Origin of the sequence: Streptomyces sp. NPDC058812 (assembly GCF_042744565.1) — a bacterium.
Classification (GTDB): domain Bacteria; phylum Actinomycetota; class Actinomycetes; order Streptomycetales; family Streptomycetaceae; genus Streptomyces; species Streptomyces thinghirensis.
This window is the reverse complement of sequence record NZ_JBHYOB010000015.1, coordinates 43,420-68,192: the sequence shown is the minus strand read 5'-3', so window position 1 is coordinate 68,192 and position 24,773 is coordinate 43,420. Positions and strand designations below refer to the sequence as shown.

Sequence of the window (24,773 nt, the reverse complement as noted above, 5' to 3'; positions counted from 1 at the left end):
TGACACCTGTCCTGTCGCGCCCGAGCGGCGACGCCACCCGGAACCCACTTCAACAAACTGTTGACGTGCATGTCACCCGAACTTAGGCTCCACGAAGCGGAAACAGTTTTCCGCTGACCACTCGCACGGAAGGTCCCCGATGTCGCAGCGCGTGCTCACGACGCGGACTCTCACCACGGAGTCCGGCGCCCCGGTCGCAGACAACCAGAACTCCGCCTCCGCCGGCATCGGCGGCCCCCTCCTCATCCAGGACCAGCACCTCATCGAGAAGCTGGCCCGCTTCAACCGCGAGCGCATCCCGGAGCGCGTGGTGCACGCCCGCGGTTCCGGCGCCTACGGCCACTTCGAGGTGACCGACGACGTCACCGACTACACGCACGCCGACTTCCTGAACACCGTCGGCAAGCGCACCGAGGTCTTCCTGCGCTTCTCCACCGTGGCCGACTCGCTGGGTGGCGCGGACGCGGTCCGCGACCCGCGCGGCTTCGCCCTGAAGTTCTACACCGAAGAGGGCAACTACGACCTCGTCGGCAACAACACCCCGGTGTTCTTCATCAAGGACCCGATCAAGTTCCCCGACTTCATCCACTCGCAGAAGCGCGACCCGTTCTCGGGCCGCCAGGAGCCGGACAACGTCTGGGACTTCTGGGCGCACTCCCCCGAGGCCACGCACCAGGTGACCTGGCTGATGGGCGACCGCGGCATCCCGGCGTCGTACCGCCACATGGACGGCTTCGGTTCGCACACCTACCAGTGGACGAACGGCAAGGGCGAGTCCTTCTTCGTCAAGTACCACTTCAAGACGGACCAGGGCATCCGCACCCTGACCGCCGACGAGGCCGCAAAGCTCGCGGGCCAGGACCCGACCTCGCACCAGACCGACCTGGTGCAGGCCATCGAGCGGGGCGTGTACCCGTCCTGGACGCTGCACGTGCAGCTCATGCCGGTGGCCGAGGCGGCGAACTACCGCTTCAACCCGTTCGACGTGACCAAGGTGTGGCCGCACCGCGACTACCCGCTGCACCGCGTGGGCCGGCTGGTCCTCGACCGCAACCCGGACAACGTCTTCGCCGAGGTCGAGCAGGCCGCCTTCTCCCCGAACAACTTCGTTCCGGGCATCGGCCCCTCCCCCGACAAGATGCTCCAGGGCCGCCTGTTCGCCTACGCGGACGCGCACCGCTACCGCCTGGGCGTCAACCACACCCAGCTCGCGGTCAACGCCCCCAAGGCGGTGCCCGGCGGCGCGGACAACTACGGCCGCGACGGCCTGATGGCCGCCAACTCGCAGGGCCGCGGTGCCAAGAACTACGAGCCGAACTCCTACGACGGCCCGGTCGAGACCGGCCGTCCGCTGGCGGCCCCGCTCGCGGTGTCCGGCCACACCGGCACCCACGAGGCACCGCAGCACACCAAGGACGACGACTTCTTCCAGGCGGGTGAGCTGTTCCGCCTGATGTCCGAGGACGAGAAGAAGCGCCTGATCGCGAACATCGCCGGCGGCCTGTCCCAGGTCTCCCGCAACGACGTGGTCGAGAAGAACCTCGCCCACTTCCACGCCGCCGACACGGAGTACGGCAAGCGCGTGGAAGAGGCGGTCCGCGCCCTGCGCGAGGACTGACCGGCGAGCAAGCTCGCGCGCGGGACCCGGCGGGGAGGCCGGGACCGTGCGCGCGGCCCGCGCAGGCACCGGAGCGGCCCGGATGAGGGGTTGCCGCCCGATGCCGGCGCGGGCAGGGCGAGGACCGCGGCGGCCTGCGAGCCAGTGCGGTGGTGAAGGGCCCGGAAGCTTCTCCTACGACCTGAGGGGAGAGGCGTTCCGGACCCGTCGCACCGCCGCGGTCCCAGCCACCACCCGCCCCTTCTCGGAAGGGGCCCCAGAACTCCGTCCGGCGGCGCGAACGACCTGTCGCGCCCAGCCTCGCGCTGTCGGACGGACACCACGTGACAGCATGTGACAGCACGTGAAGAACCTTCACCGGCTGAGAAGCGCCGGATGCGGACGGTCCCGCATCCGGCGCTTCTCGGCGTTCGCCGGGGTGCGGATTCCCTGCCCGCGCAGCAGCCTGAAGACATGGCAACGGCACACCCACCCGAGCATCCGCACATCGTGGTCCACGCCCCCGCCCTCGACGGCTCCCGCCGGGTCACCTCCGGTGACGAGACGCTGGGCGTCGCCTCGCACGCCGACGACGTCGCCGAGCTGCTCCGGCTGGCCGACCTGTACGTGACCGACGTCGGGGAGAGCGACCTCGTCGAGTGGCAGGGCGGCGGCCCGGACGACTGGCCGGGACTGCACGAGCACCATGAGCACCACGAGGGCTGAAGGCGCGTAGGCGCTCCCGGCAGCGGGCACAACCCCGGGCAACACGGGGTGCTCTCGGGGGTGGTCTCATGGGCGACGACAGGCACGACGACAGGCACGACGACAGGACGGTCCGGCTCGCACCGCACGAGGTCGCGCTGCTGCGCGGCGGCCCCCGTGCCGCCGTGACGGTCGCCGTGGTGGACCTGTATCTGCGAGGCGCCCTCGACACCGGCCCGCCGGGCACCGTACGGGCCCTGGCGACGGAGCCGGGGGCGGCCGCGGTTCCCCTCCCGCCGCTGGCGGAGGCGGTGCGGGGCTGCCTCCACGAGCCCCTCGCGCCGAGGAGGCTGACCCGGCACACGGACGTCCGCCTGGCGGTGGCGCTGATGCGGATCCCCCTGGCGGAGGCCGGGCTGCTGCGCTACCCGCTGCTCGGTCCGACCCGTGCCGCCCGCCGCCGGGTGCGGTCCCTGCGGGAGGCGCACCCGCTGCCCACGAGCCGGCGGGGCCTGACGGCCGACGACAGGCTGCTCGCCGTCGCCCTGCACGATGTGGCCGCCCTGCGCGTGCTGCTGCCCCGCTTCGCTCTGCGGGCCGGGCTCACCGACCGGGTGGAGGTGGCGGACAAGGGCCTGCTCAAGCACTCCCCTCCTGAACGCGGAAGCGGCTCGGGAGGCGGCATGGCGTACTACTGCGGGAGCGGCGGAGGTGGCGGCGGCGACTGAGCGGGAAGCGCGGCAGGGCACGCGAGAGAGCGGCCCGTCCGTCAGGACCGGGCCGCTCTCGCGGTGCCGCGTAAGGGTCAGGCCTTCAGCGTCCGGATCGCCGTCGGGGCGTGCCCCGGCTCGGTCGCCAGCTCCTCGAACTCCATGACGTTGCCGATGTCGTTGGTGCCCGACATGGAGATGTTGGTGATGCGCTCCAGGATCGCCTCGACCACGACCGGCACCCGGTGCTCGGCGGCGAGCTTCTTGGCCTGCTCCAGGGCCGCGCCCAGCTCGCCCGGGTCGGTCACCCGGATCGCCTTGCAGCCGAGGCCCTCGGCGACCTTGACGTGGTCGACGCCGTAGACGCCCAACTCGGGCGAGTTGATGTTCTCGAACTCCAGGTTGACCTGGAAGTCGATCTCGAACGCCCGCTGCGCCTGACGGATCAGGCCCAGGTAGGAGTTGTTGACCAGGACGTGGACGTACGGGATCTTGTGCTGCGCGCCGACGGCCAGTTCCTCGATCATGAACTGGAAGTCGTAGTCGCCGGAGAGCGCCACGACCTGCGCGTCGGGGTCGGCCTTGGCGACGCCGAGCGCCGCCGGGACGGTCCAGCCGAGCGGGCCGGCCTGGCCGCAGTTGATCCAGTGCCGCGGGCGGTAGACGTGCAGCATCTGCGCGCCGGCGATCTGGGAGAGGCCGATGGTGGAGACGTACCGGGTCTCCGGGCCGAAGGCCTTGTTCATCTCCTCGTAGACGCGCTGCGGCTTGATCGGGATGTCGTCGAAGTGCGTACGGCGCTGGAGGGTGGCCTTGCGCTCCTGCGCGGAGGCGGCCCACGCGGAGCGGTCGGGCAGCTTCCCGGCCGCCTTCAGCTCCTTCGCCACCTCGACGAACAGCTCCAGGGCCGCCTTCGCGTCGGAGGCGATGCCGTAGTCCGGGGCGAAGATCTTGCCGATCTGGGTCGGCTCGACGTCGACGTGGACGAACTTCCGGCCTGCCGTGTAGACGTCCAGCTTGCCGGTGTGGCGGTTGGCCCAGCGGTTGCCGATGCCGAGGACGAAGTCGGACTCCAGGAAGGTCGCGTTGCCGTAGCGGTGCGAGGTCTGGAGGCCGACCATGCCGGCGTTCAGCTCGTGGTCGTCGGGCAGCAGGCCCCAGCCCATCAGGGTCGGCACGACCGGGGTGCCGGTCAGCTCGGCGAACTCCACCAGCAGGTCGGCGGCGTCGGCGTTGATGACACCGCCGCCGGCCACGATCAGCGGGCGCTCGGACGCGTTGAGCAGGCCGATGGCCTTCTCGATCTGGGCGCGGCTCGCGGCCGGCTTGTAGACCGGGAGCGGCTCGTAGGTGTCCGGGTCGAACTCGATCTCCGTCATCTGGACGTCGATCGGCAGGTCGATCAGGACCGGGCCGGGCCGGGCGGAGCGCATCAGGTGGAACGCCTGCTGGAAGACGCCGGGGACTTGCGCGGCCTCCAGCACGGTGACGGCCATCTTGGTCACCGGCTTGGCGATGGAGGCGATGTCGACGGCCTGGAAGTCCTCCTTGTGGATCACCGCGGTCGGCGCCTGGCCGGTGATGCACAGGATCGGGATCGAGTCGCCGATCGCCGAGTAGAGGCCGGTGATCATGTCGGTGCCGGCCGGCCCGGAGGTGCCGATGCAGACGCCGATGTTGCCGGGGTGGGTCCGCGTGTAGCCCTCGGCCATGTGCGAGGCGCCCTCGACGTGCCGGGCGAGGGTGTGGTTCACGCCGCCGGATGCCTTGAGCGCCGCGTAGAAGGGGTTGATCGCCGCTCCCGGCACACCGAACGCGTCGGTGACGCCTTCGCGCTTGAGGATCTCAACTGCCGCTCGGGCAGCGGTCATACGAGCCATCGAGTACTCCTGCTCCGGCTTTCGGATTCGCACGCCCGTCGCGCCCCGCGGTGAGCTCTTCCGTAGCAACTTCCGTATAGCGAAATTTGTTTTCTACGATCTGGAAGTAATGTAAGTGGGTAGCGGAGGGTCGTCAAGAGAGGACGATGGGGGCCATGTCCGAGACCATCTCGGTGTGCTGCACCGCCTGCGGGCGCCGGCACCGCTACACGGCACCGTCGTATCCCTGTGCGTGCGGGGCGCCCGTCGCCCCGGCGCTCGATCCGCGCGGGTCTCCGACCGCGGTCACCCACCGGACGTGGGACGAGGAGTGGATCGGCGTGCGCTGCGCGGCCTGCGGGGCCGAGAGCCGGTGGCCGCGGCCGGAGCTGGGCTGCTCGTGCGGGACGGTGCTGTGCGTGCCGGTGGACCGCGCGGCCACCGGCCGGTCCGGGCGTCCCCCCGGGTCGCGGGTCCCCGCCCACCGGGCCGTCCCGATCCGCACCGCCCGGGACGCGGTCACCGCCGCCGTCCTGTATCTGCGCGGGCTGGGTCACCGGGACGTCCGGCGCGCCGAGCAGCGGCCGGTGTCCGGCATCGGGCTGGCCGCGCCCGGCATCGTCGTCCAGGTGGATCCGACGGTGGGACCGGCCTCGGCGCGGGACGTGGAGTGCCTGTGGCTGACCGCCATGGCGGAGTCCGCGGCCTGCGTCTACTTCTCCCTCGCCGGGTACGCCGAGGAGGCCCGCGCCCGCGCCGATCTGCTGGGCGTCCCGCTCTTCGTCCTCGACCCCGCGGGTGTGCCGCGCCCGGTCAACGCGCCGGCCGTGGCGCTGGACGCCACGGCCGGCTGATCTCCCACTCGGTGCGCCCTACGCCCCGAACCGCTCCCGCAGCTCGATCTTGCGCACCTTCCCGGAGACGGTCATCGGGAAGGAGTCGAGGATCTGGAGGCGGCTGGGCACCTTGTAGTGGGCCAGCTGGTCCTCGCAGTAGGCGCGCAGCTCCTCCAGGGTGAGCGGGTCGGCCGCGTCGCGCGGGATGACGCAGGCGAGGACCTCCTCGCCGTAGCGCTCGTGCGGTACGCCGACGACCTGGACGTCCGCGATCTTCGGGTGGGCGTAGAGGAACTCCTCGACCTCGCGCGGGTAGATGTTCTCGCCACCCCGGATGATCATGTCCTTGATGCGGCCGACGATCTCGACGTAGCCGTCCTCGCGCATCACCGCGAGGTCGCCGGTGTGCATCCAGCGGCCGGGGTCGATGGCCTCGGCGGTCTTCTCCGGCTCGTCCCAGTAGCCGAGCATCACGCTGTAGCCGCGGGTGCGCAGCTCGCCGGCGTCGCCGCGCGGCACGGTCACGCCGGTGACCGGGTCGACGACCTTGACCTCGATGTGGGGCAGGACCCGGCCGACGGTGCCGGTGCGGTGTTCGAGGTCGTCGTCCATCCGGGTCTGGAGGGAGACCGGGGAGGTCTCGGTCATGCCGTAGCAGATGGAGACCTCCTCCATGTGCATCTCGGCGACCACCCGTTTCATGACCTCCACCGGGCAGGGCGAGCCGGCCATGATGCCGGTGCGCAGGGAGGTGAGGTCGTAGGAGGCGAAGTCGGGGAGGTTCAGCTCCGCGATGAACATGGTGGGGACGCCGTACAGGGACGTGCACCGCTCCCGCCGCACCGCCTCCAGCGTGGCGGCCGGCTCGAAGGACGGGCCGGGGATGACGATGCAGGCGCCGTGGGAGGTGGCGCCGAGGTTGCCCATGACCATGCCGAAGCAGTGGTAGAAGGGCACGGGCAGGCACACCCGGTCCTGCTCCGTGTAGCCGACCGTACGGCCCACCCAGTAGCCGTTGTTGAGGATGTTGTGGTGGGAGAGGGTGGCGCCCTTCGGGAAGCCGGTCGTGCCGGAGGTGTACTGGATGTTGACCGGGTCGTCGCAGCTCAGCTCGGCGGCGATCAGATCGACCCGCTCCTGCGGCACCGAGGCGGCACCCGCCGTCAGCGCGCCCCAGGACGGGTCACCGATGTAGACGGTCTCCCGCAGGGCGGGGCACCTGCCGCGGACCTGCTCCACGATCGCCCGGTAGTCGCTGCTCTTGTGCGAGAGGGACGCGATCAGCACGGCGATGCCGGCCTGCTTGAGCACGTACTCCAACTCGTGCGCGCGATAGGCCGGGTTGACGTTCACCATGATGGCGCCGATGCGGGCGGTGGCGTACTGGACGAGGACCCACTCCGGGCAGTTGACCGCCCAGATGCCGACCCGGTCGCCCTTGCCGACGCCCTTCGCCAGCAGCCCGCGCGCCACCTCGTCGACGTCCGTGCCGAACTCGGCGTAGGTCCAGCGCCGTCCGGACGGCACGTCGACCAGGGCCTCGCGGTCCGGGTGGGCGGCGATCGCGCGGTCGAGGTTGGCGCCGATGGTGTCGCCGAGGAGGGGGGTGGTGCTGGTGCCGTGGGTGTACGACGGTTGCGCCGGTCGTGACGGCTGCGGGGTCACCGGAAGTCCTCCTCGCGGTACTCGTTCAGGGAACCGGCCGCCGTGGCCTCGCGCAGTTCGATGCGGCGGATCTTGCCGGAGACGGTCTTGGGCAGCTCGCCGAACTCCAGGCGGCGGACGCGCTTGTAGGGGGCGAGGGTCTCGCGGGAGTGCTCGAACAGCACCTTCGCGATGTCCGGGCCCGGCTCCCAGCCGGCCGCCAGGACGATGTACGCCTTCGGCACCGCGAGGCGCAGTTCGTCCGGGGCGGGCACGACCGCGGCCTCGGCGACCGCCGCGTGCTCCAGCAGGGCGCTCTCCAGCTCGAACGGGGAGATCTTGTAGTCGGAGGCCTTGAAGACGTCGTCGCTGCGGCCGACGTACGTCAGGTATCCGTCCTCGTCGCGCGCGCCGATGTCTCCGGTGCGGTAGTAGCCGCCGGCCATCGCCTCGGCGGTGCGGTCGGGGTCGCCGTGGTAGCCGGTCATCAGGCCGACGGGACGGTCGGACAGGTCCAGGGCGATCTCGCCCTCGTCCGCGCCGGGCGCGCCGGTGACCGGGTCGAGCAGCTCGACGCGGTAGCCGGGACTGGGGCGGCCCATGGAACCGGTCTTGAGGACCTGGCCGGGGCTGTTGGAGACCTGGACGGCGGTCTCGGTCTGTCCGAAGCCGTCCCGGATGGTCCTGCCCCAGGAGCGGCGGACCTGTTCGATCACCTCGGGGTTCAGCGGCTCACCGGCGGCGACGACCTCGCGCGGCGGGGTGGTGAGCCGGCTCAGGTCGGACTGGATGAGCATCCGCCAGACCGTCGGCGGGGCGCAGAACGTGGTCACGCCGGCCCGGTCCATCTCGGCCATCAGCCGGGCCGCGTCGAACCGGGTGTAGTTGTACAGGAAGACGGTCGCCTCGGCGTTCCACGGCGCGAACAGGTTCGACCAGGCGTGCTTGGCCCAGCCGGGCGAGGAGATGTTCAGGTGGACGTCGCCGGGCTTGAGCCCGATCCAGTACATGGTCGCCAGGTGCCCGACGGGGTACGACACGTGGGTGTGCTCGACCAGCTTGGGGCGGGCGGTCGTGCCCGAGGTGAAGTACAGCATCAGCGGGTCGTCGGCGGCGGTGGGGCCGTCGGGGGCGAAGGCGTCGGAGGCCGTGTGCACGTCCTCGTAACGCCGCCAGCCGGGCTCCGTCGTTCCGCCCACCGCGACGCGCGTGTAGTCGCCGGGTACGTCGGCGAACTTGCCGGTGTCCTCGGCGCGGACGACGACATGGCTCACCCGGCCGCGGTCGACGCGGTCGCGGAGGTCGGCGGGGCCGAGCAGCGGGGTGGCCGGGATGACGACGGCGCGGAGCTTCATCGCCGCGAGCGCCGTCTCCCACAGTTCGGCCTGGTTGCCGAGCATGACGAGGATGCGGTCCTCGGGGCCGACGCCCCACTCGCGCAGCCGGTTGGCGACCCGGTCGGAGCGGGCGGCCATCTCGGCGAAGGAGACCCGGACCTCGGAGCCGTCCTCCTCGACGATGTGCAGCGCGGTGCGTTCGTTGCCGTCGGCGATGACGTCGAACCAGTCCAGCGCCCAGTTGAAGTGCTCGGGCCGCGGCCACCGGAACCCCTCGTAGGCGGCGGTGTAGTCCTCGCGGTGTTCCAGCAGGAAGTCCCGTGCGCTGCGGAACAGCTCCGTGGCCGTCGTCATCTGTCCTCCTCTGTGCCGGACCTTGCCGGGCGGCTCTGTGCCATCGTCTAATCCGTGATGCAGGTCTCACTACCCCCGAACGGGGGTGTGCGTCCCGGGACGGGCGCGAGGGAGGGCGGAACGAGTGGCGGTGGACGCGGCCGACGTGGTGGAGATCCGGAACGCGCTGGTGAGGATGCGGCGCACGACCGGGCTGCCGGTCGCCTTCGGCGGGCTGGTGGAGTGCGGGCGGCGACGGGTGCGCATCAGCGAACTCAGCGGCACCGCCACGACCGCGCTCAGCGCCCTCGCGGTGACGTCGGGCAACGGGCTGGGCGGCAAGGCCGTGGAGCTCACCCGGCCGTGCGCCGTGACGGACTACTCCGTCTCCCGGCACATCAGCCACGAGTACGACCTCCCGGTCGCCGCCGAGGGCCTGCGCTCGGTGCTGGCGGTGCCGGTGGTCGTACGGCGCCGGGTGCGCGGCGTGCTGTACGGCGCCCTGCGCACGGCCCAGCCGCTGGGCGAGCGCACGTTGAGTGCGGCCGTGGCGGCGGCTCGGGACGTGGAGCAGGCGCTGGTGCTGCGGGACGAGGCGGGTGAACTGCTGGCGGCGGCCCGGCCGGAGCCGGCAGGCGACCCCGCGGGCGCCGCGGCCTGGGAACAGGTACGGGAGGCGCACGCGGCGCTGCGGGCACTGGCACCCAGGATCGCGGACCCGTCGCTGCGGGACGAACTGCTGCGCGCGTGCGGGCTGCTGGCGGTGGGGAGCGGGGCCGCCGCCCAGGGGCCCCGGCCGGCTCCGCGCGAGATGGACGTGCTGGCCTGCGTGGCCGCGGGCGCGACGAACGCGGCGGCCGCGGAGCGGCTCGGCCTGCGGCCGGAAACCGTCAAGGGCTACCTGCGCTCGGCCATGCGCAAGCTCGGCGCCCGGACGCGCGGAGAGGCGGTCGTCGCGGCGCGCAGGGCGGGGTGGCTGCCCTAGGGTCTGTCGTTTGGATCTTGCCGGCGTCGCGGGGCGCGGCACGCGCATCCGCGGCGTTGTCGTGGGCGGGCAATCGCGGTGTTTTCCACGGCCTTTGTTTTCGGTGCCGCCGTTTGTTATTCGGCTCACCCGCTCGTCCCCCCGTAATTCAATGGACCGATGCCTAATATTGGCCGGGACACGACATACGGAGGGGAGCGGTCACCGTGCGACGGGACTTCGCGGAGTCTGGCGGGTGCCGTTCCGACCTGGTCATCGGGCGGGAGGAGTCGTTCGGCGCGGCGCGTGAGCAGCTCGCCCGAGGGGGGAGCGTGCTGCTGCACGGGCCCGCCGGAATTGGAAAGTCGACCGTCCTGCGGACCCTGGCCGCGGAATATGCCCGCACCGCGCACACCGTGTTGCGCTGCTCGGCCACCGAGTCCGAATCCCATCTCCCCTTCCTGGCCCTCGCCGACCTCCTGGGGCTGGTCCTGGACGACGTGTCGGACGGGCTGCCCGCCGCCCAGCGCACCGCGCTGGAGTCGGCGCTCACCGGCCGCGGCGAGTCCACGCTCCAGCGCGACGGTCTCGCGCTGCGCCTGGCCGTGCTCTCCGCGCTGCGTGCGCTCGCCGCCGAGGGGCCCGTCCTCGTCGTCGCCGACGACCTGCAGTGGCTCGATCCGGCCAGCGCCGAGCTGCTCGGCTTCGCCGCCCGCCGTCTGGGCGACACCCCGGTACGGCTGCTGTGCGCGGTGCGGACGGAGGGGCCGGAGACCGAGGGCGCGGAGTACGACCGCCATCTGCGCGCGTCCCCGCCGGACACGCGCGCGGTCCGCCTCGGCCCGCTGACCCGCGCCCAGGTGTCGACGCTGCTCGACGAACGCGGCTACGCGAGCCTGCCCCGCTCCACGGTCCGCGACATCCACCGCACCAGCGGCGGCAATCCGCTGTTCGCGCTGGAGCTGGGCCGGGCGCTGGCCGAGAGCCCCACCCCGCCGCGGCCGGGCGAGCCGCTGCCGGTGCCGACCTCGCTGCGCGCCCTGGTCCTGTCCCGGCTGGAGATGCTGTCGGACGAGGCGCGCCGCACCCTCCTGGTCGCGAGCGCCGGCGCCCGCCCCACCCCGGCGCTGCTGCACGCGGCCGGCCGGGAGAACGCGGAGGCCGAGACCGCCCAGGCGGCGACGCTCGGACTGCTGGCGACCGACCCGCAGGGTCCGACCGTACGGTTCGCGCATCCGCTGATCTCGGCCGCGCTGTACGCCGAGGCACCGGCGCCGGAGCGGCGGGCGGCGCACGCCGCGCTGTCCACGGCGGCCTCCGACCCGATCGAGCGCGCCCGGCACCTGGCCCTGGCCACCACCGGCACCGACCCGGAGGTGGCGGCCCGGCTGGCGGAGGCCGCCGCGCTGTCCCGGGACCGCGGGGCGCCGTCGGTGGCCGCGTCGCTGGGGCTGCTCGCGGCCCGGCACACCCCGGCGGACAGCGCACCGGGACCGGACGAGCGCCGGCTGACGGCCGCCGAGGACGCGATCACCGCCGGCGAGGTGGACCTCGCCCGGGACATCGCCCGCGAGGTGCTGACCCGGACCGGCGCACCCGGCGAACGGGTACGCGCCTGGATGGTGGTGATCGAGGCGGCCGGGCAGGCCATCGGCGACGTCGACGCCGTCTTCCCGCAGGCCCTGGCCGACGCGGGTGACGACCCGCGGCTGCTCGCCCTGGTCCACTACCAGCTGGCCTGGCGCTCCCTGGTGGTGCAGGGCGACTTCGCGCAGGGCCGGGAGGAGGCCGCGCACGCGGCCCGGCTGGCGGCGCGGGCCGGGGACCGGCGCACCGAAGTGCTCGCGCTCGCGTTCCAGGCCCAGGCCGAGACGCTGATGGGGCATCCGGGCGCCCCGGCGACCATTCGGCGGGCGCTGGAGGAGCCGCAGGACCCCCGGGTGGCGTGCCACCACAACGGCGCCGGTTCGTCGCGGTTCCGGTGGCTGGTGATGAGCGACCGGCTGGCCGAGGCGCGGACCACCGTCACCGCGCTGCTGCGCGAGGTGCGCCGGCGCGGCATGGCCGAGAGCGAGGTCCACTACCTGCGCTTCCTCGCCGAGACCGAACTGCACTCCGGGCACTGCGGCCGGGCCCTGGAACTGTCCCGGGAGAGTCTGACGCTGGCGCGGGACGCGGGCATCGGCGAGGGCGCGGGCGCGATGCAGGCGGCGCTCGCCGAGGCCGCCGGCGGCGACGTGGAACGGGCGCTGGCGCTGGCGCGGGAGGCGGTGCGGCGGGCCGAGGAGGACGGCGACGCCGTGTACCTGTCGCGGGCGCTGGCCGCGCTCGGGCACGCGAGCCTGGTGGCGGGCGACGCCGGGGCGGCCGTGCGGGCGCTGCGGCGGGTGCGGGAGCTGGAGGCCGGGGCGGGCATCACCGACCCGGCGCGCGGCAGGTGGCAGGGCGACCTAGCCGAGGCCCTGGTGCGCACCGGGGAACCGGCCGAGGCCCAGGACGTCATCGAGGTCACGCGCGCGCACGCGCTCCGGCTCGGGCGGGAGAGCGTGCTCGCCGTGCTGGACCGGGCCGAGGCACAGGTGCGGGCGGCGCGGGGCGAACACCGGGCCGCCGTCACCCGGTTGGCGTCGGCGCGGGAGCGGCTCGCCGGGCTGGGCTACGGCCTGGAGGAGGCGCGGGCGGCCTTCGCGCTGGCGGCGCTGCACGCCGGACGGCCGGGACGGGCGGCCGGACCGGCGTCGTACGACGAGGCGGCTCGGCTGTTCCGGCGCTGCCGGGCGCTGCCCTGGCTGCGGCAGGTGGAGGCGGCGGTCGCGGCGCAGGCGACAGGGCCGCCCCCGGCGCCGCCCACCGTGCCGGACGGCCTGGCGGGACTCGCCTCGATGGAGCGTCAGGTGGCCGCGCTCGTCATGGAGGGCGCGACCAACCGGGAGATCGCCGCCCGCCTGTTCGTCAGCGTCAAGACCGTCGAGGCGACCCTGACCCGGGTCTACCGCAAGCTCGGGATCCGATCCCGGGTCGACATCGTCAGACTGGCGGCGGGCCGGCGACCCGACTGAGAAGGGCGGGGTTCACCAACCTGGGAAGGGCAGGGTTTACCGACGGTGAACCGAGGGTTTTCCCTGCCCGACTCCCCTAGGGGCTTCCCTCATTGGGCGGTCCATACCGCCGGTTCTAGCGTGAGCACGTGCCGCTCGCCCGGGCATACGGGGGTCTGTCCCGAGACCCCCGTGCCACCCCCCACGCCCGTGCGACCCCCCACCGGCAACCCCTTGAGGAGACTCATGTTCGGGCTCACCCGCGCCAGATCGGCCGCCGCCGCCCTGGCCACCGCCGGCGCCACCGCGCTGCTCGCCGCCCCCGCCGCCGTCGCCGCACCGCAGCCGGTCGTCGGCGGTACGACCACCACGACGAGCGCGTACCCCTTCGTCATGCAGATCACGGACGCCTCGCAGAACCAGTTCTGCGGCGGCACCCTGGTCAGTCCCACCAAGGTCGTCACCGCCGCGCACTGCATGGTCGGCGAGACCACCCGCAGCGTGCGCGTGGTCGGCGGACGCACCTACCTCAACGGCACCAACGGTACGGTCGCCCAGGTCAGCAGGATCTGGATCCACCCGGACTACACCCGCGTCACCAACGGCGACGACGTGGCCGTACTGACCCTGTCGAGGTCGATGCCGTACACCCCGGCGAAGTACGTCTCCTCCTCGGACACCTCCGTCTACGCGGCCGGCACCACCGCCCGCGTCCTCGGCTGGGGCACCACCCGGGAGAACGGCGGCTCCTCCAACCAGCTGCGGACCGCGACCGTCCCGGTCGTCTCGGACACGAGCTGCCGCGGCTCCTACGGCTCCGACTTCGTCGCGGGCGACATGGTGTGCGCCGGATACACCTCCGGCGGTGTGGACACCTGCCAGGGCGACAGCGGCGGACCCCCGCTCGTCGGGGGCGTCCTGGCCGGCGTCACCTCCTGGGGCGAGGGCTGCGCCCGGGCCGGTTACCCGGGGGTCTACTCCCGGCTGACCACGTTCTCGGACCTGGTGACCGCGCAGGTCACCTCGTAGCCCCCGCCCCGGCGGCTCTCCTGATCTCCTGAGTACCCCTCAGGTGAAAGACCGGGGGGCGTTGCGAGCCTCCACGAGCGGCCCGCAACGCCCCCTCTCCATGTCAGTCGCGCACCGTCCCGAAGCGGACGTCGTACGCCGCCCCCGGGTGCATCGTCGCCAGCGTCCGCTCCCCCTCGGCCGCGACCTCGTCCTTCCGCGCCTTGGTGAGGCGGTCGAAGGGCTCGACGACGAGCGCGTCGTCGTCGAGCTTCCACAGCCCGGCCACGAAGCCGTCGACGAGGAGGACGCGGTAGGCCTGGTTCTTCTTCCAGGTGCGGCCCTTGTACGCGGGCGGGACGACACGGGAGCGGTCGGCGTGGGAGAGGAGCAGGTTGTCGAACTCCGGGAGGAGGCGCGGCGGGGCCGGCGTGTCCGGGTCGGGGCGGGGCGCGTCGGGGAGGTCGAACAGCTCGGTGCCGTCCTCGCTCCGGAAGGTGACGAGCCGGGGGCGGAGCCGTTCGAAGGCGTCCCGGAGGCGGGTGAGTCCCGCCCAGGTCTGCATGTCCTTCACGGAGGCGGGGCCGAAGGCGGCGAGGTAGCGCAGCACGGTGTCGTCCGGTGCCGGCGCGGGCAGCGCGGGGCGTCCGAGCCAGTGCTCGGCGGTGGTGAGCGTCACCTGGCCGCTTCTCCCCCACAGCCCACGCGGCGTCACCTGCACGAGCGGGAGCCGGCAGCGGGCGGCGACGGACAGCGCTCGCGGGTCGGCGCCCGGCCACTCGGCGAGGAGGGCCTCGCGCAACTGGCCCAAGGTGCGCGGCTCGGCCTCCACGAGTTCGCGGGCGAGGACGGCGAGCCGGTCCAGGTCGACGCCCACGAGGCCCTTGCGGAAGCTCCCCAACTCCCGGTCCCGGGCGGCCTGCACCAGCGGACGCAGGGTGAGGCAGTCGTCGGCGGTGTGGGTGTGGATGGTCGAGCGCATGGTGACGAGGCGGGCGACCCGGCGGTCGGCCATCGGCCCGGACAGGTCGGTGGGCGTGAAGCCGTCGAGGCGGGCGGCGAGCGCGTAGTACGGGGGCTTCACGTTCTGCGCCTGGAGTCCGACGAGGTGGGCGACGGCGGCCTCGGCGGACATCGACGCGCGGCGCAGCAGCAACTGCCGGGCCAGGGTGGCCCGGTTGAGGGCGCGGGTGCCGAGGGCGGGGGCCGTCGTTCGTGCCTTGGTCGTCATGGTGTGCACGGTAGCGGGGCTTGCGGACAGCTTCTGTCCGCGAGGAGTCCGGGAGCGCGGGGCACCTCTCGTTCAGTCCCCGGCGTCAGTCCCCGGCGTCAGTCCTCGGCGTCAGTCCTCGGCCCGGCTCAGCTCCACCGCGAAGCGGGCGCCCGCCAGCAGGGCCAGGTTCGACACCCACAGCCACACCAGGAAGACGATGACGCCGGCCAGGGAGCCGTACAGCCTGCCGTAGGTGCCGATGCCGGAGGCGTAGAGGGAGAAGGCCGCCGAGGAGGCCAGCCACAGCAGTGCCGCCAGGGCGCCGCCGGGCAGGGCCTGACGGCTTCTGCGGGCCGCTGCGGGGCCGGTGCGGAACAGGACGAGGACCAGCAGGGCGGCCAGGCACAGCAGGACCGGCCAGCGCAGCACGGACCATGCGGTGGTCGCCGTCGCACCGATGCCGATCCACCGGCCGAGCGCCTGGGCCAGCGGTCCGGTCAGCAGCAGCACCAGGGCGCTGGCGAAGAGCAGACCGAGCAGGCTCAGCGCGGTCAGGACGATTCGGTGCAGCCGGTGCCACAGGGGGCGCCGGTCGGGAACGCCGTGCATGTCGTGCAGGGCGCGGCGGAAGACGGCCAGGTAGCTGGAGGCCGACCAGAGCGCGCTGACGCCGCCCGCCACGGCCACGGTCAGGGCGGCGGAGCGCTGCCTGGCCATCTCGTGCAGGGTGCGGTGCAGTTCGGCACCGGACTGCGCGGGCGCCCAGGACGTCACGTCCGCGATGAGACGGTCCGTCAGGTCGGGGGCCACCAGGCCGATGACGGACGCGGTGACGACGAGGGCGGGTACCAGGGCGAGGACGGCGTAGTAGGTGAGGGCCGCCGCCCAGTCCGAGACGTTGTCGTCCCACATCGCCCGCGGCACCCGGCGCAGCGCCCCGGTCCACGGCACCGAACGGTCCCTGAGCCGGGTCAGCCGTGCCTCCAGGTAGGTCGTCATCGCGTACGCCGCTCGCGGTGGGACCGCACGCCCATGCGGACGTGGGTGGCCAGCGGGTGGGGAGCCAGGGACCGGCGGGCCTCGTCGAGCGCGCCGTGGGTGACCCGTTCCAGGACGGGTCCGGGTGCGGCGTCGGGCTCCAGGAGCAGGCGCACGCGGGTCCGCGACCGCTTCGGGCCCGCGGGCAGCCGTACGTGGGCGCGGGCGACCCCGGGGGTGGCCTCGGCGCGCCGGGCGACGGCGTCGGCCAGCGCGCGGGAGCGCAGGGTGAGGGGCGGGCCGGCCAGCGGCAGCCGGCGGCGTCCGCCGGGTCGCGACTGGGCCAGGAACCAGACGAGGCACAGCAGCAGCGCCGAGGCCGGGCCGGCGACGGCCACCAGGGTCCACCAACCGTGGCCACGGAGGTCGGCGAGGCCCGCGCGGTCCAGCAGCACCGTGCCGGAACCCGGGCCGGGCCACCACCCGGGCAGCCGCTCGGCGATCGGGCCGGCGGTGAGGACGAGCCACCCACCGCCGGCCAGCAGGGCCGTCCCGGCCAGCGCGAGCAGCGTGCGGTTGACGGTGTTGCGCAACGGGTTCACGAGTCGGTCTCCTTCACGGACGTCCGGTCATACGGCTGCCCCGGTTCGCCGCCGCCACCGGTGCGGGTGTGCGCCCGTGGGAGAACCCGACGGGGCGGGCCCGGTGCGCGGGGGCGTGCGCGGCGTGATCACGGGGCACCTCCCTCGCGGTCCGGTCGCCCCACGACGCTCGGCGTCTCCGGCGTCTCCGGCGTCTCTGGAGCCCCCGGCGTCGCGTCGGAGGACTCCCCCGGCCGCCCGTCCGCGATCCCCGGGCCGTCCGCGACGGCTGTCCCGGGCGGGCGCCAGTAGGGCTCTGTGCGCAGGGTGACGCGTGACTTCAGGGGCCTGGCCAGGCCCAGACCGGTGAGCGTGGAGTCGACCGCGGCACGGAGGGCGGCGTGCGCCGCGGGCCGGTCGCCGAAACCGAGGCGGGCCCGTAGCCGTACGCGCCGTCTGCCGCAGCGCACCCGGACGCCCGTCACGCCGGGTACGGCAGCGGCGGCGTCGCGCAGCAGTTCCGCCGCCGCCGACCGCTCCAGCACCGCGCGCTGCCGGCGGTGCCCGGGCGCCGGGGCCATCGGGAGAACCCCGCGCAGGCCAGGTGTCGACGCCAGCCACAGCAACCAGGCGCCCAGGAGGGCGGCGACGGCGCCGCCCGCCACGACCGGGCCGTCCCCGGGGCCGTGTGCCGCCAGCCAGTCGACCGCCCCGGTGCGCCAGGCGGCCGGACGCCGGTCGGCGAGGTGCACGGACAGGACGTCGTACAGGAGGACGGCGCACACCGCGGCCGCGGTCAGGGACACCAGCGCGGCCGGGACCCGGCGCGGCGACCAGGGCCGCCGGGCCCGGCCGGACGGCCGTTCCCGGTCGGCGGCGGGCGGCTGCGGGGCCGCCCGGTCCGCGGTCAGCGCCTGGACGCGGACGGTCGCCGCCCGCACGGTGAGACCGCTCAACTCGGCGACCCGGTCCGCCATCCGGCCACGGACCCGTTCCCCCGCCTCCCCGAGCGCCGCCGGGTAGGGCAGCCGCACGTCGACGGAGACGTCGGCGCGGCGTCCGTGGACCGCCGCCGTGCCGTGCACGACCTGGGCGCGCCGCCCGGCGAGGTCGGCCTCACCGGCCGCGCGTTCCGCGATCCGGCGCACGGCGCGGTCGGCGACGACGGTCCTGCCGCGGTCGGCCGCCGCCGTGCGGTTGGGGCCGCCGGGGGTCGGTGCCGTGCGGTTGGAACCGCCGGAGGCGGGTGCCGTGCCGACCGCACCACCGGAGACCGATGGCAGGCCGGCCGCGCCGCCGGGGCCCCGCGCCCCGGTCACCGCGTGCTCCGGTCGCCGGGGGCCAGGAACCCACGCCAGTCCGTGCCGCTGGAACCACCGGGAGCAGGTGCCGTACCGACCGCACCACCGGAGATCAACACCAGGCCGACCCCTCCGCCGGAGGCCAACACCAACCCTCCCCCACCACCGGAGACCCACGCCGACACCGCCCCACCGCCGCGGCCCCACGCCCCGGTCACCGCGTGCTCCGGTCGCCGGGGGTCAGGAACTCACGCCAGTCCGTGCCGTTGTCCACCAGGCGCCCCAGGACACCGCCGACCGCGCCCAGGGCGGCCACCAGCAGGAACGCCCCGAAGCCGCCGAACCAGCCGGCGAAGGCCAGCGCCATGCCCACCAGCATGCCGATCACCGCTCTGCTCATCACTCACCTCCGCCTCTGCGAAACCGGTCCCTACTCGACGCGCGTCTCCACCGGGCGCTCCGGGTCCTCGTCGTCGGGCAGGTGGACGTCGTTGACGGTGATGTTGACCTCGACGACCTCCAGGCCGGAGATGCGCTCGACGGCGTCGATCACGTTCTCCCGGACGTCCCGGGCCAGGTCGGCGATGGGTACGCCGTACTCGACGACCAGGTCCAGGTCGATCGCGGTCTGCCGCTCACCGACCTCGACCTTCACTCCGCGGCCCACGTTCGGCCGGCCGCCGGGCACCCGGTCACGGACCGCGCCGATGGTGCGGGACAGGCCGCCGCCCATGTCGTACACGCCGGGGATCTCCCGCGCCGCCATGCCCGCGATCTTGACGACCACGACGTCGGCGATGGACGTGCGGCCGCGCGTGCCGGCCGGTTCGGTGGCCCCGGTGGAGCCGCCGCTCACGGTGGTCGTCGCGCCGCCCTGCGCGCTCCGGCCGGTACCGCTCGCCTGGCCCGTGGGGCCGTTCTTCTTCTCCATCGCGGTCGTCTGCGGTGTCGTCGTCATGGTGTCCTCCGTCAGCCGTGGTCGTTTGGTGCTTCTGGACGTTGGACACGGGTGGCGGTACGGCGTTACGCGGTTGAGGGGAACTTCTTCCGCACCGGCCCTTCGGTGGGCCCACGTAACGCCGGACGCGGTCGGCGTGTCCAACCGGGGAACCCGTTGCGAGGACTGTGGGAACGACGGAAGGGAGCGCACGTGCCGGGGGACGACGGACTGCTCGCGGTACGGGCCGCCGAGGGCGACGAGGACGCCTTCGAGGCGCTTGTGCGCCGGCACGCGCCCGCGCTGCTGCGGCTCGCGGCGCGCATGCTGGGGAGCCCGTCCGAGGCGGAAGACGCCGTGCAGGACGCGTTCGTCAGCGCCTGGCGCAGGCTGCCGGAGTTCCGCGGACAGTCGGCCTTCGGCACCTGGATGCACCGCATCGTCGTCAACCGGTGCCTGAACATGCTGCGCTGCCGGCATCCCGTGACGGACCTCGACAGCGTGCCCGAGCCCGTCGCGCCGGATCACGTGGCCTCGCCCGCCCGGGCCGCCGAGTCGCACGCCGCCGCGGTGGCGCTGGGCCGGTCGCTGTCCGCGCTCTCCCCCGAGCAGCGGGTCTGCTGGGTGCTCAGAGAGCTGGAAGGCCTGTCGTACGAGACGATCGCGGAGACGGTCGGGATCAGCCCCGAGGCTGCCCGCGGCCGGGTGTTCCGCGCACGACGCTGCCTGACGGAGGCGATGACCGCATGGCGATGAACACCGGGGCGGAGCTGCCCGGGCCCGGCGCCGGGCCCGGCTGCGCGAGCGGTACGGCGAACGGCACCGCGGACGGTTCGCAGGATGACGAGCGGCTGGCGTGCGGGCGGATGCTGTCCGAGGTGTGGGAGGCCAGGGAGGAGGGCGCGGACGCCACGCACCGGCGCGCCTGCCCGCACTGCGCGGCGGCCGTCCGGCAGCTCGACCTGCTCGGTGCGGCGGTGCGCGGGGCCGGGAGCGGGCGGGAGCCGGAGTGGGACGCCGGGGCGCTGACCGAACGCGTCATGGACGTGGTCCGGCTGGAGCTGCGGCCCGGACCGCCGCTGCCCCTCGGGGAGCGCGAGGAGGACCTGTGGGTGCGCGAGGCGATGGCCGCCAAGGCGCTGCGGGCCGCCGCCGAGACCGTCCCCGGCGTGCGGGCGGGCTCCTGCCGGATCCGGCCCGCCGAAGCCGGCGGTGCGCCCGCGCGCGGCCCGGTCCGGGTGCGGCTGGAGGTAGTCGTGCCGCTCGCGCCGGGCCTGCGCCAACTCGCGGAGGAGATCCGCCGGAGGGTGCGCGGGGCGGCGGACGAGGCCCTGGGGCTGCCGGTGGAGGACGTGGACGTGCACATCACCGACGTGACGGACCCGGCCGAAACGGATACGGACACCACCGAAGAAGAAGGGGAACGACCGTGACCGCTGCCGCCACCGGCCGGGACGCCCTCGCCGGCACCGTCGCGCGGGTCACCGCCGACGTGCCCGGTGTCGCCTTCCTGCGGCCGGGACTCGCGGGCCTGTTCCGCGGCTCCGCCCGCACCGGACCGCCGCTCCCGGCCGGCCGGACACCGGCGGGCGTACGGGTGACCCGGGCCTCCGGGACGGGGCCGTGGGAGGTGGACGTCCAGGTCGTCGTCCGCCGCGGTCACCGCGCCCTGACCGTCGCCCGCGCCGTACGCGACGCGGTGACCGCGGCTCTCGCGGAGGCGGCGCCCGGCGCGCAGGTGACGGTGACCGTCACCAACGCGGTGTGACTCCGGAGCCGCTTCACCCGCAGGTGCGCCGGTAGGCGAGCTGCGGCAGGAGTTCGTGCCAGGCGGCGGGGGTGAGGTCGCCACCGGTGCGGGCGCAGATGTGACGGACCGTCCGTTCCGTGTCGAGCGTCCAGAGCCGCGCCGTGAGGTCGTTGCTCGCGGAGGCGAGGGTGTCGCCGTCGGGGCTGAACGCGACCGAGTTGACCGTCTCCAGGTGGCCGGTGAGTTCGTTGCCGAAGGGCTCGGCGTGGGCAGGGTCGGCGACGTTCCACAGGCGTACCTCGTGGTCCTCGCCGCCGCTCGCGAGGGTGCGGCCGTCCGGGGCGAAGGCCACGGAGGTGACACCGCCGCGGTGCCCGGTCAGTTCCTCGCCCAGGGGGCGGACCCGGCCGGGGTCGGTGGCGTCCCACAGCCGTACCGTGCGGTCCCGGCCGCCGGTGGCGAGGGTGCGGCCGTCCGGGGAGAACGCCACCGAGTTGACCCAGTCCCCGTGGACGGTGAGGGGTTCGCCCACGGGGCGGGCCCGGTCGCGGTCGCTCACGTCCCACAGGCGGGCCGTCTTGTCCTGGCTGCCGGTGGCGAGGGTGCGGCCGTCGTCCGGGGCGAAGGCCACGGAGGTGATCCAGTCCGTGTGGGCGATCAGGGGCTCGCCGAGGGGACGTACGTCGTGCGGGCCCAGCACGTCCCACAGTCGGGCTCTGCCGTCCGCGCCGCCGGTGGCGAGGGTGCGGCCGTCCGGGGCGAAGGCGACGGTGAGGACACCGCCCGGGTGCGCGTCCGGGAGGGTGTCGGCGGGGGCGGGCCGGGCCGGTTCGGAGACGTCCCACAGACGTACGGTTCCGTCTTCCGCGCCGGTGGCGACCGTGCGGCCGTCGGGGGCGAAGGCCGCGGTCAGGACGGGGGCCTGGTGGCCGGTGAGGTGCCTCGGCAGGGCGCGGGGGTGTCCCGGCCGGCTGACGTCCCAGAGCCGGACCAGGGCGTCGTCGGTGCTGGCGGCGGCGAGGAGGCGGCCCTTCGGGTCGTAGGCCACGGAGGTGAGCGGGTTGGTGAAGTCGGTGAGGACGTTTTCCGGCAGCTGCCAGACGCGGACGCTGCGGTCCGCGCCGGTGGTGGCGAGGGTGCGGCCGTCCGGGGCGAACGCCACGTCCCACAGGCCCTCCGTGTGCCCGGTCAGCGGCTCGCCGATCTGCTGCGGGTACTTCGGGTTGGCCACGTTCCACAGGACCACGGTGTCGTCCTGCCCGGCCGTGGCCAGCGTGTGTCCGTCCGGGCTGAACGCCACGGCCCACACGGCGGCGGAGTGCGTGGTGAGCGGATCGCCCAGCGGGGTCGGGCCGCCCGAGCCGGACGCGTCCCACAGGCGCACCGTCTCGTCGTAGCCGGCGGTGGCCAGGGTGTCGCCGTCCGGAGAGAACGCCACCGACCAGACGGGCTCCTCGTGTGCGTGCCGGGGCTCCCCGAGCGGGGTCGCCCCGTCGGCGCCGTCCAGTCTCCACAGGCGGACGGTTCCGGTGTGGCCGGCCGTGGCGAGGGTGCGGCCGTCGGGGGCGAAGGCGACGTCGCGGACGCTGCGGGCGTCGGCGCGGGCCGGTGCGCCGAGCGGCTCGGGCCGGGCCGGGTCGCCCACGTCCCACAGGCGGACGGTGCCGTCGTCGCCGCTGGTGGCGAGCGTGCGGCCGTCGGGGGCGAAGGCGACGGCGACGACGGATTCCCCGTCGTGGCTCACCAGGGGCCGGCCGAGGGGCCTGGGCCGCTCGCGGTCGTGTGCGTCCCAGAGCCGGATGTCGCCGCCGTGCCCGGCCGCCACCAGCAGGGCGCCGTCGGGTGAGTAGGCCACGGCGCCCACCGGTCCGCCGGTGATGCGCAGCGGCTCGCCGAGCGGCTCGCCCGCGCCCGCCGTGTCCCACAGCCGTACGGTGCCGTCGTGGCCGCCGCTGGCGAGGGTCCGACCGTCGGGGGCGAACGCCACGGCACTGCCGATGCCCTCGTGTCCGGACAGCCGGCTGGACAGCACCTGGCCCGCGTCCGTGGTGAGCCGGGTCCGCAGGCCGGCGGTGGAGCGCATGCCGAACGCGGCGACGTCGAGCCGGGCGGTCAGTGCGGTGTTGGTGCCGCGCAGCCGGTCGGCCTCCGCGGTGATCCGGCTGAAGACGGCGTCGTCCCGCTCGGCCTGGGCGGTGGCCCACGCCCTCAGCGCGACGACGGCGGTGCCCGAGGCGACCAGGACCAGCAGGACGAGCGCTGCGGACAGGCCGCGCCGGAGCCATACCGCGCGGCGCCGCCGGCGGATCGACGCGGCCAGGAACTCGCTTTCCACCGGCGTGAGTTCCGCGCTCCGGTGGTCCCGCGGGAAGGCGTCGTGGGCGGCGGACAGGCGCGAGCCCGCGTAGAGCGCGGCGTTCTCCCGGCCGAGGGCCAGCCAGGTGCCGGCGGCTTCGGACAGTGCCCGGTGGACGCGCAGCCGGTCGCGTTCGGCGTCGATCCAGCCGCGCAGCCGCGGCCAGGCGGTGATGAGGGCCTCATGGGCCAGTTCGACGGTGCCGTCGTCGAAGGTGAGCAGCCGGGCCCGGACCAGCCGGTCCAGCACGGCACGGGCGCCGTCGGGGTCGCCGAGGTCGAGTTCCGCGGGCTCGGCGGGCCGCCGGGTGTCGGGGGTGCCGTCGCCGGGGGCGACGAGCCGCAGCAGGATGCGCCGGGCCAGGTCGGCCTGGGGGCCGGTGAGTTCGCCGTAGACCTCCTCGGCGGTGCGGACGACGGCGCCGCGCAGTCCGCCGGCGGCCTCGTAGGCGGACTCGGTCAGGGTCCGGCCGGTGCGGTGCCGCCAGGTCTCCAGCAACGCGTGCGACATCAGCGGCAGGCCGCCCGGCGCGTCCTCGACCTCGTCGAGCAGCCGTGCGGTCAGGGCGCGTTCGACGACCAGTCCGGCCGCGGCGGCCGGCCGGACGACGGCCTCCCTCAACTCCTGACGGCACATGGGTCCGACGAGCAGGGTCGCGTCCTGCAACGCCGCGGTGAGGCCCGGGTGTTCGGCGCACCGTCCCAGGAAGTCGGCGCGTACCGCGATCACCACCCGCAGTGAGCTGTCGGGGCCGGTGGCGGCGAGCAGTCGGTCGACGAAGGCGTTCCGTTCGGCCGGGTCGGTGCAGAGGGTGTACAGCTCCTCGAACTGGTCGACGATCAGCCAGGTGTCCGCGTCGGTCCCCGGCACGGGAGCCAGCCGGTCGGCGTGAGTGCGCAGCGGGTGCGCGCCGGGGGTGAGGATGCGTACGGCCGCGGGGGGCCCGGGGGCGTCCGCGCCGGTTCCCGGCTCGCGCAGGCGCGGGATCAGACCGGCCCGCAGCAGGGAGGACTTGCCGCTGCCGGAGGGTCCGAAGACGGCGGTGAAGCGGTGCCGGCGGGTCAGTTCGGTCAGTCGGCCGACCAGCCGGTCACGCCCGAAGAACAGGGCCGCGTCGTCCGGTTCGTACCGTGTCAGGCCCCGGTAGGGCGGTCGCGTGTCCTCGCCGGCGGCGGCGAGGGCGGCGGCCTCCGCGCTCGTCTCGCGCCAGCGCCGCTCCCATTCCTCCGGGTCGCCGCCGCAGACGTCGACGTAGGCGAGGGTCACCGCGAGCGTGGGGAGCTGCCGGCCGGCCGCCGCCTGCGACAGGGCGGTCACCGAGAACGGGACCTTCTGCGCCATCGTCCGGTACGTCGGTCGCCCCACCGACTCCCGCAGGGCGCGGAGTTCCGCGGCGAACCGCTGCACCGGTCCGGCATCCGGGTCGAGCCGTCGCTCCCGGCGTCCCACTCCGCTTCCGCTCACGTATCCCCGCCCACGCCGTCGTCGCTTGTCGCTCTCGGTTTCCGTCCGAGCGCCCACGGTAGGGAGCCGCCGAACGGGGCGGCAAGCGGACGACGGCTCATCGGCGGGTGGCGCACGGGGAGTTCACGGCCCCTTCACCCCGGTTCCGCATTGTTCCGGTGC

The 24,773-nt window shown here is 74.3% G+C and carries 20 protein-coding genes; 10 read left to right on the top strand and 10 right to left on the bottom strand.

Features of this window, described 5'->3' with window-relative positions:
* Positions 1-139 precede the first annotated feature (139 nt).
* The 3 genes from ACFW48_RS27320 (at position 140) to ACFW48_RS27310 (ending at position 3,030) form a co-directional block, all read left to right on the top strand.
* Complete coding sequence (locus ACFW48_RS27320) at positions 140-1,618, top strand: catalase (RefSeq protein WP_386318788.1); 1,479 nt, start codon at positions 140-142, stop codon at positions 1,616-1,618.
* 453 nt (positions 1,619-2,071) lie between these two features.
* The gene (locus ACFW48_RS27315; RefSeq protein WP_386318786.1) at positions 2,072-2,323 is read left to right on the top strand and encodes a hypothetical protein; all 252 of its coding nucleotides are present in this window, start codon (positions 2,072-2,074) and stop codon (positions 2,321-2,323) included.
* Between the two features lie 68 nt (positions 2,324-2,391).
* Positions 2,392-3,030, top strand: a complete 639-nt coding sequence (locus tag ACFW48_RS27310) for a TIGR04222 domain-containing membrane protein (RefSeq protein WP_386318784.1) — start codon at positions 2,392-2,394, stop codon at positions 3,028-3,030.
* A gap of 77 nt (positions 3,031-3,107) precedes the next feature.
* On the opposite strand, the gene gcl is transcribed toward ACFW48_RS27310, so the two are convergent.
* Positions 3,108-4,892, bottom strand: coding sequence for a glyoxylate carboligase (gene gcl, locus ACFW48_RS27305; RefSeq protein ID WP_386318782.1), 1,785 nt, complete (start codon positions 4,890-4,892; stop codon positions 3,108-3,110).
* Positions 4,893-5,038: 146 nt separating this feature from the next.
* Between gcl and ACFW48_RS27300 the strand changes: the two genes are divergently transcribed.
* Positions 5,039-5,725: a hypothetical protein gene (locus ACFW48_RS27300; RefSeq protein WP_386318781.1), complete on the top strand. Its 687-nt coding sequence runs from the start codon at positions 5,039-5,041 to the stop codon at positions 5,723-5,725.
* A gap of 18 nt (positions 5,726-5,743) precedes the next feature.
* Here the strand turns inward: ACFW48_RS27300 and ACFW48_RS27295 are convergent, their stop codons facing one another.
* Positions 5,744-7,372 (bottom strand): AMP-binding protein, encoded by a 1,629-nt coding sequence (locus tag ACFW48_RS27295; protein WP_386318779.1) that lies wholly within the window; start codon positions 7,370-7,372, stop codon positions 5,744-5,746.
* The gene (locus ACFW48_RS27290; protein ID WP_386318777.1) at positions 7,369-9,042 is read right to left on the bottom strand and encodes an AMP-binding protein; all 1,674 of its coding nucleotides are present in this window, start codon (positions 9,040-9,042) and stop codon (positions 7,369-7,371) included. Before ACFW48_RS27290 ends, ACFW48_RS27295 begins: the two co-directional genes overlap by 4 nt.
* 124 nt (positions 9,043-9,166) lie before the next feature.
* On the opposite strand from ACFW48_RS27290, the gene ACFW48_RS27285 reads away from it, so the two are divergent.
* The 3 genes from ACFW48_RS27285 to ACFW48_RS27275 all read left to right on the top strand — a co-directional run bounded on the left by ACFW48_RS27285 (position 9,167) and on the right by ACFW48_RS27275 (position 14,052).
* A complete protein-coding gene (locus ACFW48_RS27285) occupies positions 9,167-10,006 on the top strand; it encodes a response regulator transcription factor (protein ID WP_386318775.1) in 840 nt (279 codons plus the stop codon).
* 206 nt (positions 10,007-10,212) lie between these two features.
* Positions 10,213-13,044, top strand: a complete 2,832-nt coding sequence (locus tag ACFW48_RS27280; RefSeq protein WP_386318774.1) for an AAA family ATPase — start codon at positions 10,213-10,215, stop codon at positions 13,042-13,044.
* Between the two features lie 225 nt (positions 13,045-13,269).
* Complete coding sequence (locus ACFW48_RS27275; protein WP_386318773.1) at positions 13,270-14,052, top strand: S1 family peptidase; 783 nt, start codon at positions 13,270-13,272, stop codon at positions 14,050-14,052.
* Between the two features lie 103 nt (positions 14,053-14,155).
* Here ACFW48_RS27275 and ACFW48_RS27270 read toward each other — a convergent pair whose 3' ends face one another.
* The 6 genes from ACFW48_RS27270 to ACFW48_RS27245 form a co-directional block, all read right to left on the bottom strand.
* Positions 14,156-15,262: a winged helix DNA-binding domain-containing protein gene (locus ACFW48_RS27270; protein WP_386318772.1), complete on the bottom strand. Its 1,107-nt coding sequence runs from the start codon at positions 15,260-15,262 to the stop codon at positions 14,156-14,158.
* A 111-nt stretch (positions 15,263-15,373) separates the two neighbouring features.
* Positions 15,374-16,243 (bottom strand): YihY/virulence factor BrkB family protein, encoded by an 870-nt coding sequence (locus tag ACFW48_RS27265; protein ID WP_386318770.1) that lies wholly within the window; start codon positions 16,241-16,243, stop codon positions 15,374-15,376.
* Positions 16,240-16,824, bottom strand: a complete 585-nt coding sequence (locus ACFW48_RS27260) for a hypothetical protein (protein ID WP_386318768.1) — start codon at positions 16,822-16,824, stop codon at positions 16,240-16,242. The genes ACFW48_RS27265 and ACFW48_RS27260 overlap by 4 nt, the downstream gene beginning before the upstream one ends.
* A 128-nt stretch (positions 16,825-16,952) precedes the next feature.
* Positions 16,953-18,122: a DUF6286 domain-containing Asp23/Gls24 family envelope stress response protein gene (locus ACFW48_RS27255; protein ID WP_386318766.1), complete on the bottom strand. Its 1,170-nt coding sequence runs from the start codon at positions 18,120-18,122 to the stop codon at positions 16,953-16,955.
* Between the two features lie 196 nt (positions 18,123-18,318).
* Positions 18,319-18,504, bottom strand: a complete 186-nt coding sequence (locus ACFW48_RS27250) for a hypothetical protein (protein ID WP_386318765.1) — start codon at positions 18,502-18,504, stop codon at positions 18,319-18,321.
* Between the two features lie 30 nt (positions 18,505-18,534).
* A complete protein-coding gene (locus ACFW48_RS27245) occupies positions 18,535-19,062 on the bottom strand; it encodes an Asp23/Gls24 family envelope stress response protein (RefSeq protein WP_386318763.1) in 528 nt (175 codons plus the stop codon).
* A gap of 192 nt (positions 19,063-19,254) precedes the next feature.
* Between ACFW48_RS27245 and ACFW48_RS27240 the strand changes: the two genes are divergently transcribed.
* The 3 genes from ACFW48_RS27240 to ACFW48_RS27230 are packed head-to-tail and all read left to right on the top strand — an operon-like array spanning position 19,255 to position 20,809.
* Positions 19,255-19,797 (top strand): RNA polymerase sigma factor, encoded by a 543-nt coding sequence (locus ACFW48_RS27240; protein ID WP_386318761.1) that lies wholly within the window; start codon positions 19,255-19,257, stop codon positions 19,795-19,797.
* Positions 19,788-20,474, top strand: a complete 687-nt coding sequence (locus ACFW48_RS27235) for an Asp23/Gls24 family envelope stress response protein (RefSeq protein ID WP_386318759.1) — start codon at positions 19,788-19,790, stop codon at positions 20,472-20,474. The genes ACFW48_RS27240 and ACFW48_RS27235 overlap by 10 nt, the downstream gene beginning before the upstream one ends.
* Entirely contained in the window at positions 20,471-20,809 is a 339-nt protein-coding gene (locus ACFW48_RS27230; RefSeq protein ID WP_386318757.1) for an Asp23/Gls24 family envelope stress response protein, read from the top strand. Before ACFW48_RS27235 ends, ACFW48_RS27230 begins: the two co-directional genes overlap by 4 nt.
* A 13-nt stretch (positions 20,810-20,822) precedes the next feature.
* Here ACFW48_RS27230 and ACFW48_RS27225 read toward each other — a convergent pair whose 3' ends face one another.
* Positions 20,823-24,611, bottom strand: coding sequence for a WD40 repeat domain-containing protein (locus tag ACFW48_RS27225; RefSeq protein WP_386318755.1), 3,789 nt, complete (start codon positions 24,609-24,611; stop codon positions 20,823-20,825).
* Positions 24,612-24,773: the final 162 nt, after the last annotated feature.

Excerpts from the sequence above, each read along its gene's own strand:
- ACFW48_RS27320 (WP_386318788.1), top strand. The coding sequence starts at position 140 with ATGTCGCAGCGCGTGCTCACGACGCGGACTCTCACCACGGAGTCCGGC.
- ACFW48_RS27315 (WP_386318786.1), top strand. The coding sequence starts at position 2,072 with ATGGCAACGGCACACCCACCCGAGCATCCGCACATCGTGGTCCACGCC.
- ACFW48_RS27310 (WP_386318784.1), top strand. The coding sequence starts at position 2,392 with ATGGGCGACGACAGGCACGACGACAGGCACGACGACAGGACGGTCCGG.
- gcl (WP_386318782.1), bottom strand. The coding sequence starts at position 4,892 with ATGGCTCGTATGACCGCTGCCCGAGCGGCAGTTGAGATCCTCAAGCGC.
- ACFW48_RS27300 (WP_386318781.1), top strand. The coding sequence starts at position 5,039 with ATGGGGGCCATGTCCGAGACCATCTCGGTGTGCTGCACCGCCTGCGGG.
- ACFW48_RS27290 (WP_386318777.1), bottom strand. The coding sequence starts at position 9,042 with ATGACGACGGCCACGGAGCTGTTCCGCAGCGCACGGGACTTCCTGCTG.
- ACFW48_RS27275 (WP_386318773.1), top strand. The coding sequence starts at position 13,270 with ATGTTCGGGCTCACCCGCGCCAGATCGGCCGCCGCCGCCCTGGCCACC.
- ACFW48_RS27270 (WP_386318772.1), bottom strand. The coding sequence starts at position 15,262 with ATGACGACCAAGGCACGAACGACGGCCCCCGCCCTCGGCACCCGCGCC.
- ACFW48_RS27265 (WP_386318770.1), bottom strand. The coding sequence starts at position 16,243 with ATGACGACCTACCTGGAGGCACGGCTGACCCGGCTCAGGGACCGTTCG.
- ACFW48_RS27250 (WP_386318765.1), bottom strand. The coding sequence starts at position 18,504 with ATGAGCAGAGCGGTGATCGGCATGCTGGTGGGCATGGCGCTGGCCTTC.
- ACFW48_RS27245 (WP_386318763.1), bottom strand. The coding sequence starts at position 19,062 with ATGACGACGACACCGCAGACGACCGCGATGGAGAAGAAGAACGGCCCC.
- ACFW48_RS27235 (WP_386318759.1), top strand. The coding sequence starts at position 19,788 with ATGGCGATGAACACCGGGGCGGAGCTGCCCGGGCCCGGCGCCGGGCCC.